General features: G+C 36.2%; 14 protein-coding genes. 3 read left to right on the forward strand and 11 right to left on the reverse strand.

The features are described from left to right. Positions 1-16: 16 nt before the first annotated feature. Positions 17-1,162, reverse strand: a complete 1,146-nt coding sequence (locus tag L2B55_RS12880) for a cysteine desulfurase family protein (RefSeq protein WP_237846347.1) — start codon at positions 1,160-1,162, stop codon at positions 17-19. 113 nt (positions 1,163-1,275) lie between these two features. Beyond that, a complete protein-coding gene (gene glmM / locus L2B55_RS12885) occupies positions 1,276-2,655 on the reverse strand; it encodes a phosphoglucosamine mutase (RefSeq protein WP_237846349.1) in 1,380 nt (459 codons plus the stop codon). A 195-nt stretch (positions 2,656-2,850) separates the two neighbouring features. On the opposite strand from glmM, the gene L2B55_RS12890 reads away from it, so the two are divergent. The 3 genes from L2B55_RS12890 to L2B55_RS12900 are packed head-to-tail and all read left to right on the forward strand — an operon-like array spanning position 2,851 to position 4,896. Next, positions 2,851-3,594 (forward strand): class I SAM-dependent methyltransferase, encoded by a 744-nt coding sequence (locus tag L2B55_RS12890; protein WP_237846350.1) that lies wholly within the window; start codon positions 2,851-2,853, stop codon positions 3,592-3,594. Next, positions 3,594-4,169 carry a phosphatase PAP2 family protein gene (locus L2B55_RS12895; protein WP_237846355.1) on the forward strand — a complete coding sequence of 192 codons (576 nt, stop codon included), beginning with the start codon at positions 3,594-3,596 and terminating at the stop codon, positions 4,167-4,169. Before L2B55_RS12890 ends, L2B55_RS12895 begins: the two co-directional genes overlap by 1 nt. Next, complete coding sequence (locus L2B55_RS12900) at positions 4,156-4,896, forward strand: ZIP family metal transporter (RefSeq protein WP_237846357.1); 741 nt, start codon at positions 4,156-4,158, stop codon at positions 4,894-4,896. Before L2B55_RS12895 ends, L2B55_RS12900 begins: the two co-directional genes overlap by 14 nt. A 98-nt stretch (positions 4,897-4,994) precedes the next feature. Here the strand turns inward: L2B55_RS12900 and L2B55_RS12905 are convergent, their stop codons facing one another. From L2B55_RS12905 to L2B55_RS12945, 9 genes are all read right to left on the reverse strand, one after another. Then, entirely contained in the window at positions 4,995-5,441 is a 447-nt protein-coding gene (locus L2B55_RS12905; RefSeq protein ID WP_237846358.1) for a MarR family winged helix-turn-helix transcriptional regulator, read from the reverse strand. 91 nt (positions 5,442-5,532) lie between these two features. Further along, positions 5,533-5,700: a C1orf53 family protein gene (locus L2B55_RS12910; RefSeq protein ID WP_255696449.1), complete on the reverse strand. Its 168-nt coding sequence runs from the start codon at positions 5,698-5,700 to the stop codon at positions 5,533-5,535. After that, positions 5,700-6,638, reverse strand: coding sequence for an MBL fold metallo-hydrolase (locus L2B55_RS12915; protein WP_237846359.1), 939 nt, complete (start codon positions 6,636-6,638; stop codon positions 5,700-5,702). Before L2B55_RS12915 ends, L2B55_RS12910 begins: the two co-directional genes overlap by 1 nt. Beyond that, entirely contained in the window at positions 6,631-7,227 is a 597-nt protein-coding gene (coaE, locus tag L2B55_RS12920) for a dephospho-CoA kinase (RefSeq protein WP_237846361.1), read from the reverse strand. Before coaE ends, L2B55_RS12915 begins: the two co-directional genes overlap by 8 nt. After that, entirely contained in the window at positions 7,227-8,186 is a 960-nt protein-coding gene (locus L2B55_RS12925) for a CdaR family protein (RefSeq protein WP_237846363.1), read from the reverse strand. Before L2B55_RS12925 ends, coaE begins: the two co-directional genes overlap by 1 nt. 79 nt (positions 8,187-8,265) lie before the next feature. Beyond that, the gene (gene yajC, locus L2B55_RS12930; RefSeq protein WP_237846368.1) at positions 8,266-8,586 is read right to left on the reverse strand and encodes a preprotein translocase subunit YajC; all 321 of its coding nucleotides are present in this window, start codon (positions 8,584-8,586) and stop codon (positions 8,266-8,268) included. Between the two features lie 23 nt (positions 8,587-8,609). Beyond that, on the reverse strand, positions 8,610-9,032 hold the full coding sequence (locus L2B55_RS12935; protein ID WP_237846370.1) for a DUF1573 domain-containing protein: 423 nt from the start codon (positions 9,030-9,032) through the stop codon (positions 8,610-8,612). A 17-nt stretch (positions 9,033-9,049) separates the two neighbouring features. Next, positions 9,050-9,988, reverse strand: a complete 939-nt coding sequence (gene nusB, locus L2B55_RS12940; protein WP_237846372.1) for a transcription antitermination factor NusB — start codon at positions 9,986-9,988, stop codon at positions 9,050-9,052. Positions 9,989-10,176: 188 nt separating this feature from the next. After that, positions 10,177-11,277: a Glu/Leu/Phe/Val family dehydrogenase gene (locus L2B55_RS12945; protein WP_276573973.1), complete on the reverse strand. Its 1,101-nt coding sequence runs from the start codon at positions 11,275-11,277 to the stop codon at positions 10,177-10,179. Positions 11,278-11,475 lie beyond the last annotated feature (198 nt).

The following is an 11,475-nucleotide window of genomic DNA, read 5'->3' on the forward strand; positions in this document are numbered from 1 at the left end:
TATTGCTAAAAACAAATTACTTCACTGCAACTTCCACAGGAACAATCTGTTTTAATTTTTCGATTGTATAGTCGATCTCTTCTTTAGTCGTCATTTTACTGAAAGAAAAACGAATAGCCGGACGGTTTGGATCAGCTCCAATACCCGAAAGCACATGCGAACCAATGTTTGAACCTGAAGAACAAGCACTTCCACCTGAAGCCGAGATACCGTTAATATCTAAGTTAAACAACATCATATCGCCCATATCAGACTCAGGGAATGACACGTTTAATACTGTATATAAACTCTTTTCGGGGTTAGTTTCACCATTAAATTGAATGTCTGGGAAATTTTGAAGTAATTGCTCTTTCATGTACGATTTTAAATCTTGAACATGTTGAGCATGTTGCTCCATCTCATTATAAGCAATTTCCAATGCCTTAGCCAAACCTACAATGCCATAAACATTCTCAGTTCCACCACGCATGTTACGCTCTTGAGCTCCACCGTAAATTAAAGGTTTAATTTTAACATTATGGTTTACATATAAAAAGCCAACTCCTTTAGGTCCGTGCAATTTATGTGCTGCACAAGCCACAAAATGCACTTTAAGCTTGCTTAAGTCATGCACATAGTGTCCCATGGTTTGCACTGTATCACAATGGAATAATGCATTGTACTGCTCACAAAGGTTGCCAACTCGCTCAATATCCAATAAAGTACCTATTTCGTTATTGGCATGCATTAACGAAACAAAGCTTCGTTCGTTGGTTTTAAGCAATTCTTCAAGGTGGTTATAATCGACATTTCCCTTATCGTCAATGTTTACATAACTTAGCTTGATAATGCCCTTTTTCTCCAGTTCTTCAAAAGTGTGACCAACTGCATGGTGCTCAATTTTTGAAGTAATGGCGTGAGTAATACCATTATCAATAATTCCACAACGGATTGCCGTGTTATCGGCTTCGGTTCCTCCAGAAGTAAAGAAAATCTCAGCAGGTGAAGTATTCAACAATTTTGCAATAGTCTTGCGCGCCATTTCAACTGCAGAACGCACCTCGCGACCGTGTGCATGGATGGAAGAAGGGTTCCCAAATTGATTCTCCATCATGTTGAACATCACCGCCAATACTTCCTTATCAATTGGAGTAGTAGCAGCATTGTCTAAATAAACTCTCATTTTTAGGTTAAGTTAAATTAATTGGTATTGGTTCAATAAAGTGAAATGTATGAGATAAAATGTGCAAGTTACCTGGCATGTTTCATCTCAAATCCCTCATTTCACTTCATTCATTATATCATTTCTTTAAAATCTGCAATTATCTTGTTTGCCAATGCATCAGCAACCGTTTCTGAATTGCCTTCAGAATAAATACGGATAATTGGTTCAGTATTAGAACGACGCAAATGTACCCATTCCTTATCAAATTCTATACGAACTCCATCAATTGTATTTATTGGCTGCTTTTTGTATTTATCTTGAATTTTCTTCAACAAACTATCAATATCCATATCAGCCGTTAAGGTGATCTTATTTTTTGAAATATGATAGTTAGGATAAGAGTTTCTTAATACTGAAATACTTTTACCAAATTTAGCCAGGTGCGTTAAAAACAGAGCGATTCCCACCAGAGCATCTCTTCCGTAATGCAACTCAGGATAAATTACCCCTCCGTTACCTTCTCCTCCAATTACTGCATTGGTAGCTTTCATCATTTCAACCACATTAACCTCTCCTACTGCAGCGGCACTGTATTTACCACCATGCTTTTCAGTAATGTCTTGCAAAGCACGTGTCGATGAAAGGTTGGAAACTGTATTACCTTTTGTATGCTGGAGCACATAATCGGCAACAGCTACAAGGGTGTATTCTTCACCAAATAAGTTACCATCCTCACTCATAAATACAAGACGATCAACATCCGGATCAACTGAAATACCTAAACTGGCATGCTTAGCAGTAACTGTTTTAGAAAGCTCTGTTAAGTGTTCTGCCAAAGGCTCTGGATTATGGGGAAACTTACCATCAGGGGTACAATACAACTCATGAACAGTTTGTACTCCTAAGGCTTTTAACAATCTTGGAACAAAAATTCCGCCTGTTGAATTCACAGCATCAACCACCACACTGAAATTAGCTTTTTTAATAGCTTCAACATCTACCAATGGTAATGCCAAAATCATTTCAATATGTTTATCAACATAAGTACTGTCTACCTTATATGAGCCCAATGAATCAACATCAGCATATTCAACAGCGGCTTGTTCGGCAATATCCAAAACCTCCTGTCCATCAGCTGCTGAAATAAATTCACCTTTATGATTTAACAATTTTAATGCATTCCACTGCTTAGGATTGTGACTGGCTGTAAGGATAATACCACCACCGGCGTTTTCTAAAGGAACCGCAATTTCAACGGTTGGAGTGGTTGATAGATCTAGGTCAACTACATCTATTCCTAAACCTTGCAAGGTCCCCACCACCAGGTTGCGTACCATTTCGCCTGAAATACGAGCATCTCTACCAATAACAATCTTTTTGTTACCGGTTTTATTAATTACCCATTGGCCAAAAGCCGAAGTAAACTTTACTACATCAACAGGAGTAAGAGCATTACCTGGGGCGCCACCAATTGTACCCCTAATACCTGAAATAGATTTAATTAGTGTCAATGTTATTAATTTTAAATTAGAGTGAACAAAATTATAATATTAAATCAGAATAGGCAATTATGCCCTTGTAAAGATATTGCCCAGTTTTTAAATTGGATATGAAGTATTGCACGCAAACGATTGTCAAAATTTTATACAATTAAGATATTTTAATTAGCCTGAAATTGCTCATATTGGTTTTATATATTTGTTGCTATGCCTGATAAACAACAGAAGTGGTACCAGAATTGGTTCAATTCGCCTTATTATCATATACTTTATAACAAAAGAGATGAACGCGAAGCAGAACATTTAATTGACAACCTTTGCGAATATCTGACGCCCTCAATCAAGGAACGTATGCTTGATATTGGTTGTGGAAAAGGACGACACGCCATCTACCTTAATAAAAAGGGGTACGATGTAACCGGTATTGACCTTTCAGAGGAAAATATCAAGTTAGCCACTGCTCATGAAAATGCTAAATTGCATTTTTACGTTCACGATATGAGAAATTTGTTTTTCATAAACTATTTCGATGTCGTTCTTAACCTATTTACCAGTTTTGGCTTCTTTGAAAAAGACCGCGACCATCAACATGCCATTAACATGTTTGCTAAATCACTGAAAACAGGAGGTGTTCTGGTGCTTGATTTTATGAATGCTGAAAAACTTAAAAACAATTTGGTATTTAGAGAGATTCAGACGGTTGAAAACATCGAATTTCACATTCAACGTAAAATTGAAGACGGGGCAATTATCAAAAAAATAGACTTTGAAAATAAAGGCCGCCATTTTGCCTTTAAAGAAGAAGTTAAAGCTTTAATGATGACGGATTTTGAACGTTATTTTAAGAATGCAAATTTTGATATTGAAGCAACATTTGGCGACTATGACTTACGTCCATTTGACCCGTTAAAGTCAGACCGATTACTTTTCATTTGCAGAAAAACCCAATAATGCTTAATCAATTAAACACCTTTGACCAAAAAGCTTTCTTTTTCATAAATACAGGCCTTTCCAATTCTTTTTTTGATTTGTTAATGCCTTTACTGCGTAACCAATATTTTTGGACACCTGTATATGTATTCCTTATTGTTTTCTTTATCCGAGAATACAAGAAAAAAGGGCTTTATCTTATCGGTTTCCTTCTTTTAACGTTTGCAATTGCTGATTTTACAAGTGCAAGTATTATAAAAGAATATTTTCAACGCCTCCGGCCTTGTAACGATCCGGCATTAGTCGGCTTGGTAAAATTACGTCTTAATCGTTGTGGCAATGGTTTTAGCTTTGTATCATCACATGCCGCAAATCATTTTGCCATTTCCATGTTTTTAATCGGCACGTTTTACCAACGCTGGAAATGGGTTTTACCGGCAGCTTTAATTTGGGCAGCCCTTGTTTGCTTTGCTCAGGTTTATGTAGGTGTTCATTATCCGTTTGATGTAACCTGCGGAGGAATTTTAGGTTTATTAATTGGTTATGGAGTTTCTTCGCTCCGTAAAACACTTGTACCAATAGATGGAATTAATTAAAAGTTTAATATTATTTGGCAGTGCCTTTTTAGGCGGTATAGCTGTATTTTTCATTCAAAAAGGGACCACCAAACAACTTAAGCTAATACTTTCATTCAGTGGAGCTTATTTATTTGCCATTTGTGCACTTCATCTAATGCCCGAAGTATACAGCTCTCATAATCCACTTGTTGGTTTATTTGTGTTGGTAGGCTTTGCCTTTCAAATAATTTTAGAGCAATTCTCTGAGGGTGTTGAGCACGGTCACATTCATGTTCATAGCCATGAACATGGTTCTGCTTTTCCAATTGGGTTAATGATAAGCTTATGTCTACATGCTTTTCTGGAAGCCTTGCCTTTAGCAAGCTCAGAAGCTCAAAATGAATTATTATTTGGTATTGCCGTACATCATATTCCGGCAGCATTTGCACTAGGAAGTATTTTAGTTCAGAGTCATGTTAGCAAACAAACTACTATTTTAATGTTGGTATTGTTTGCCATTATGTCGCCGGCAGGATTCATATTAAGTAAGAATTTAGGACCTAATGCCTCGGGAGTACTATCACAGTATTTTGACTACATTATGGCTGTGGTGATAGGTATTTTTCTACATATCTCCACCACCATTTTATTTGAAGCTAGTGAAGACCATAAATTCAATTTCTACAAAACCATTGCTATCTTTTTAGGGGCGGGTATTTCCATAACATTGTTCTTTTTACAAGGAGCTCATGCACATAGTCATTAGGAGTGTGAATAGAGCACTAAATAATAAAGCTCATGATTTTTCTCATGAGCTTTATTATTTATAACTAAAGCAGAATTATCAATTATGAAACCTTTGGATTACCCTCTAAATTTATCCAAAAGATTATTTAGTGTTTCAAGTTCATCACTGGTAAGATTTTCATGAACATATCCTTGAATTTTGTCATTACTTAAGGTCGACAATAACTCCAAACCTTTGGGAGTGATGAGTAAGTCAACTGCTCGACGGTCGCTTTTGCATATTTTCCGTTCGATCAATTCTTTTTTCACTAATCTATCAACAATACGAGAAACGTCAGACATTTTATCAATTATCCGATCTTTAACCAGATTTAAAGTAGCCGGTTTAGGGTATTGCCCTCTTAATATACGCAATACATTGAATTGTTGAGGGGTAATATCGAAGGGATCAAGCACATTTCTCATGTTCGACATGATCCAGCTTTGTGTAAAGACAATATTTACAATTGCTTTCTGGTAATTGTTCTCAAACTTATCCTGAACAATTTCTTTCTCAATTTGCATGGTAGGTATTTTTGTGTAAGTGGTTGAGTTACAAATATACTAAGCAACAACACTAATTGTTATTGCTTAGTATATTTTATTCAAAATATTTTCATTTTTCTTTAGGCATGTACTGGTTTGCTTTAAGCTTTTCAGCGTAATTCCAAGGACAGTTCAAGCACTGATTTTTACAACAGTATCCCCTTTTGAGGTGATATTGCCGTGTAAAAACCATTAGTCCATTTTCATTAATTGTATAATCTTCTCCAAGCTTGAGCATTAGTCATTCAATATTTTAACCTTGTGAGTATGCTGTAAATGCGCTTTTAATTCATTTCCATCTCCATGAAGTGTCCATATCTCCGCGGCTTCTGTTTGCTCTATCAGTCTTAAAATTTGACTCCAATCAGCATGATCACTAATAAACAGCTTCTCATCACAATATTGCTGAAGATTTTCCCATCCGGAAGCAAAAACTTTAAATACGTCTCGACTATGCTTATAGCTAGAAAATGTTAAAGGGGGAACTACATAAACATTATTAGAGCTATGCTTCATAGTTTTACGATCATATAACTGCCACTTACCCAATTCAACCCCAAATTGCTCATATAAGCGATGTATAGGCGCAATAGAGTAATGAATCAACACATTAAATTCAGGACAATATTTATTGATCAACTGTGTTATCCGCTGAGCCTTCCCTAATGCATATGCTCCAAAAATAACATTGCCCTTTAAACGCTGTAGCTTCTGAATTTCCATTGCTGCATCCGGGTGTTCAGTTTCTTTTGAGGCAAAAGTTGTTTCGGTAATTAAAACATCTGCTTTAACAAACTCAAAAGGCTCAGCTGTGGCATCAGGGTCTAATTTAAAATCACCAGTGTACAGCATTTTTACACCATCAATTTCAATCAAAACCTGAGCAGACCCAAGAATATGTCCAGCACCATAGAAAGTAATTCGAGCCTCTCCGATCACAAATGTTTGCCCGTAAGTTTTTACATGAAAAAACTTACCAGCATTTTTTTTATAGCGAAGCTCCATGACGGCACGTGTAAAATCGGTGCAATATACATTTTCAGAACCGGCCACTGCATGGTCAGCATGAGCATGCGATACAACCGCATTTTGCACCGGCTTCTGAGGGTCTAGGTAAAAATTATAACGCTGACAATACAGCCCTATTTCTGTTAACTTAAAATATTCTTCAATCATTTGCTCTAATCAAAAAATGACGATGCAAGTTCAACACTTGGGGTATCAATGCACTTTTTTCATCATTTACAATCACAAAATCAGCAAGTTTTAGTTTTTCATCCTCACCAAGCTGATTATTAATACGGCTGCGCACCTGGTCTTCAGTACTTCCATCACGTTGAATTACCCGTTTTATCCGTGCTTCTTCAGGCGCTGTTACCAATATGTTTATATCATTTTGCTTGTAAGCACCGCTTTCAAAAAGAACAGCCGCCTCTTTCAATACGTATTTACGATCAATCTGTTTCTGACACCATTCTTCAAAAGCTCTCAAGGTAGCTGGGTGTATTAGTGAATTTAAAACAGACAGCCGCACCTTATTGTTAAAAACCAAAGAGGCAAGCCGTGCTCTATCAAGAGTCCCATCCGCTGTATACACCTCATCCCCAAATTCTTTCTTTATGCTCTCAACAAGTTGCTTGTCTTCAACCATAATACGCTTGGCTTCATCGTCTGCAATAAAAACAGGCACACCTAACTGCTTAAAAATACTCACCACAGTACTTTTTCCACTGCCAATACCTCCGGTTAAACCTACTTTCAACATTATTTTGTGACTAAAAAATCAACTAATTGAGGTTGAACACTGATTACACGAATAAAATCAGGCGAACGAAGCATTTTAACATCAAGTCGATTTTTTCGCTGCAGTTTCCATTGGTTTAAATCGACCTGGGCATGAAACATATCCTCATCCACTAAAGCATATTTACTAATCGGACACAGGTACTTTATTCTTATTTTACCAGGCAACAGATTCACATCAAAATTTTCTTTATTATTCACCAAGCTAAGTGGTATTTCTATCAGCCCTTCTGTAAATTTTTCAACCGGAATATGAAGAGAAATCACGTTTGGGCTAATTTGTATATTATCAGTCTTTCGATCTACCAGTTTAACAATGGAGAAAACGCTGTCGCTTAAATTAGTAAGCGATAATTTTGGTGTTGACCAAGATTTCACTTTTGAAATCTCATCAAAAGGTCCGCTAATGGTTATACTATCAGGATCCAGCGTGAGGTTAGAAGAATAAAAATATTGCTTTTTAAACGTTATATCAGCTAACAATTCTACTGGCACCTTTTTAACGACTCTACTCGAAAAATCCAAGTCAATGCTTACCGGAGCTATTCCTATAATTTTAATGCCATCAGGCATCTGGTGATTAAAGGACTCCGCATATTTCATCAACTTAATATTGGAATCATTTACTTTAGCCAAATCCAAATGTAAAGGCTGCTTAAATAAATCGATTTTAGAAAACAACAATTGCCAGCCTGAGCCCTGAACAGTTAAGGTAACAGCCTCAACGTTTTTGACATTTAAGGTCTTATCTTCTGGTATATTAATTAAAATGAGCTCCGTATTGACATTAAAGGTGTACTTGTTAGAAAAAGAAGATATCAGCCAAAAGCCAACAGCTAATAGTAAGCAAACGATAAAAAGACTCGCTCTGCGTTGATCTCGTTTACTTAAATTAAACCATGTATTATTCTTTTCTAACATGAAGCTATTTTATATGCAATATAATCGAAAAAGCCATCCTTGTTATAAGGATGGCTTTAAAAAATACATTTTAGCTTGATTAAGCTGTTGTTTCTGTTGAAGTTAAGTTCTTAGAATTATCCAAAGAAATGGCTGTTTTTTGAACTTTTAGGCGCACGTTATGATCAACTTCAATCATAAAATATTCATTGCCAACTTCAGAAATCTTGCCATGAATGCCACCGACGGTAATTACTTTATCACCTTTCTTCAATTCTTCAATAAATTTTTTCTGATCCTTCATTTTTTTGGTTTGAGGACGGATCATGAAGAAATAGAATACTACGGCAATCAACACCATCATAATAATTGATGAAATGGAGTTGGTTCCACCGGCTTGTAATAAAACGTTAGCTGTCATTTCTAAATATGGGGTTTATAGATTTACTGTACTTCGCCAAATAATCTTAATTCAGTAATGTTAGGATTTGTATTGGCAACAATTGTAATGTTTTTTTCTTGCAAGCCTTTGCGGCCTTCGCTATTAAACTTCACCATAATCTCACCAGTTTCACCAGGTTGAATTGGCTTATCAGGTTTACTTGGTACTGTACAACCACAGCTAGCTGTAGCACTGGTTATAATAAGTGGAAACTGGCCTGTGTTAGTAAACTTATACGAGTGCTCCACCACTTCCCCTGCTGCTACTTTACCAAAGTCGTATTTGGCCTCTTCAAATTTAATTGTGGTAAACTTTGATGAGTCAATCTCCACCTGGGCACCTTTGTCGTTTGAGTCGGCACTTTTACCACTATTACAAGCCGCCAATATTCCGGCTAAAACAATTGTTAATGCAATTTTTTTCATTTGGGTTTAAACGTTGATTATTCTACCAATCCTCTGCCCACTTTTCTGATCTTATTTTGCGACTTCAAATCTAATAGAATCTTATCAAGAATTCCATTAATAAACACTTTACTTTTGGGAGTACTGAATTCTTTTGAAAGATCGATATATTCATTAATGGTTACCTTAACAGGAATCTCATTAAAGTTCATTAATTCACAAATAGCCATTTTCATTAAAATGGTGTCCATGTAAGCAATGCGCTCCGGATCCCAATTTTGAGTTTTCGATGATATATAATCCTGATACTCACCATTATTGCGGATAGTCAGACGAAACAAATCAATCATAAAGTCTCTATCATCAAGCCAATTAGCTGAAATAGGAGCCAGTTTTTGTTTAGTTTCTCCAAACTCCTTTATAGTTTTCAGCATCATACTGATTACTGAATCTTTATCTATAGGCCAGTTAATGAAGCGATCCTCCATCATTTGCTCAAATAAAACTGATTGAGGCAATACTTTTTTGGTAAAGAAGATTAATATATCGCGTTCTGCATTCATGTTATGATCAGCATCAATGCAATAAGCCTTGTATTCAGGAGTTGCACAAAAATCTTTAAACAAAGTCCTGATTACTTCCTGATCATTGGCAAAATCTATTTTAAGTTTTTTTACCTCATCGGTATATGTAGGAAATGTGTCTAGCAATTTAACCAGTTTATTTTCAGAAAGTCGAACACTGGCATTTAAATCTTCTTCAGTAGGAATGTATTTAGAGGCTCTTTCCTGTGCATCAATTATCGAATATTTTGCAACTTCAATAGTAAGGGTTAATACTGTTAGGTACGCTTCATTCACCTTTGCCACACTCTGTAACAAACTTTTCTCAAACCCCTGGATATCTTTGGTTTCTGCCTGATAAAAAGCATACAATGTTTGTAATGCTTTAATACGCAAGTGCCTTCTGTTTAGCATCTAAAAGAACAATTAAAAATAAGGCCGCAAAGGTACAATTTTAAGTTATATTTTAGAAGTACGAAATGTAATTTTAGATTCGCCAGATGCATAAGCTTCCTTAAATAGTTTAAACCACTATGCCATTTAAGAAATTGCCATGCATCTGTAATCTAAAATCTAAAGCCTTCCCTTTCCTATCTTCTTTCTTAACTATTGGCTTTCAACTGCCTGATATCTTCAATACGTTTCTCTGCTATTTTCAATGCTGCCTTATGCGGGGTAATTTGCTCCTTTTTCGACATGCGGAAAATATCTTGAGTAACCTTGTAAATATCTTCTGTTAATTGCATTGCTCTTTTTTTTCCGGCACCACTTAATTCAGCATAAACACTAATTAATCCGCCAGCATTAATCAAAAAGTCGGGAGCATATAAAATACCCATGTCCATTAACATTTGCCCGTGCAGTTCTTCATCTTCCAATTGATTATTTGCAGAACCTGCAACGATTGAACATTTTAATCGCTTTAATGTATCCGAATTTACGGTTGCCCCTAATGCACAAGGAGCGTAAATATCCACATCTAAATCATATATCTGATTATTGGGAACTATTATAGCGTCATGTTTACGGGCTACATGCGTTAGTCTGTCTTCATCCAAATCGGAAATGTACACCCGGGCTCCTTCTTCTCTAAGATACTTCACTAAGTGCTCACCAACATTGCCGATACCTTGAACTGCAACCGACTTATTTGATAAGCTATCATTCCCCCATTGCTCCTTTGCACTGGCTTTCATTCCCATGTAAACACCATATGCTGAAACCGGACCGGTATGTCCTGTTCCCCCTACAGCTTCTGAGATTCCAGCTACATGATTAGTCTCCATTCGAATGTATTCCATATCACGAAGGTTCGTACCAACATCCTGAGCTGCAATAAATTCACCACTCATATTATTAACAAACTTTCCAAACCGGCGCATTAATGCTTCAGACTTTCCTTTATTCGAATCACCGATGATAACAGCCTTTCCTCCTCCAAAATTCAACCCTGTAATGGCAGCTTTATAAGTCATCCCCCTTGAAAGTCGTAAAACATCGTCTAACGCATCAGCTTCAGATCGATAATTCCACATGCGTACTCCACCAATTGCAGGCCCTAAAGTAGTATCATGTATAGCAATGATGGCTTTTAACCCTGTTGATTTATCAAAACAATAAACGATGTTTTTGTGCGAGTTTTCAAACATTTTCCCGAACACCGGGTTCAGCTCAAGGGAATTGATTTCTTTGGTTTCGAACATACGAAAGAGTTATTTCTGCGTTAAAGATTTTGATAAAGCCTTATAAACAAATCTATTAATTTTCACGCTTTTGAAACAAAAGCCGCACCAAATCATTACTAATAAAGACATTAAACAGCTTTTAGTTATCAACAGCTGTTAAAAAATATTTTTCGACCAATGATCTCAGCTTTTTATTAGTCAGAGTATTTTTTAAAT

The sequence above is a fragment of the Solitalea lacus genome, assembly GCF_022014595.1.
Taxonomy (GTDB): Bacteria; Bacteroidota; Bacteroidia; order Sphingobacteriales; family Sphingobacteriaceae; genus Solitalea; species Solitalea lacus.

Coding starts and splice junctions, on each gene's coding strand:
- L2B55_RS12910 (WP_255696449.1), bottom strand. CDS start 5,700: ATGCTCAAGCTTGGAGAAGATTATACAATTAATGAAAATGGACTAATG.
- L2B55_RS12905 (WP_237846358.1), bottom strand. CDS start 5,441: ATGCAAATTGAGAAAGAAATTGTTCAGGATAAGTTTGAGAACAATTAC.
- L2B55_RS12925 (WP_237846363.1), bottom strand. CDS start 8,186: ATGTTAGAAAAGAATAATACATGGTTTAATTTAAGTAAACGAGATCAA.
- L2B55_RS12945 (WP_276573973.1), bottom strand. CDS start 11,277: ATGTTCGAAACCAAAGAAATCAATTCCCTTGAGCTGAACCCGGTGTTC.
- nusB (WP_237846372.1), bottom strand. CDS start 9,988: ATGCTAAACAGAAGGCACTTGCGTATTAAAGCATTACAAACATTGTAT.
- yajC (WP_237846368.1), bottom strand. CDS start 8,586: ATGACAGCTAACGTTTTATTACAAGCCGGTGGAACCAACTCCATTTCA.
- L2B55_RS12915 (WP_237846359.1), bottom strand. CDS start 6,638: ATGATTGAAGAATATTTTAAGTTAACAGAAATAGGGCTGTATTGTCAG.
- L2B55_RS12895 (WP_237846355.1), top strand. CDS start 3,594: ATGCTTAATCAATTAAACACCTTTGACCAAAAAGCTTTCTTTTTCATA.
- L2B55_RS12935 (WP_237846370.1), bottom strand. CDS start 9,032: ATGAAAAAAATTGCATTAACAATTGTTTTAGCCGGAATATTGGCGGCT.
- L2B55_RS12900 (WP_237846357.1), top strand. CDS start 4,156: ATGGAATTAATTAAAAGTTTAATATTATTTGGCAGTGCCTTTTTAGGC.
- L2B55_RS12880 (WP_237846347.1), bottom strand. CDS start 1,162: ATGAGAGTTTATTTAGACAATGCTGCTACTACTCCAATTGATAAGGAA.
- coaE (WP_237846361.1), bottom strand. CDS start 7,227: ATGTTGAAAGTAGGTTTAACCGGAGGTATTGGCAGTGGAAAAAGTACT.
- L2B55_RS12890 (WP_237846350.1), top strand. CDS start 2,851: ATGCCTGATAAACAACAGAAGTGGTACCAGAATTGGTTCAATTCGCCT.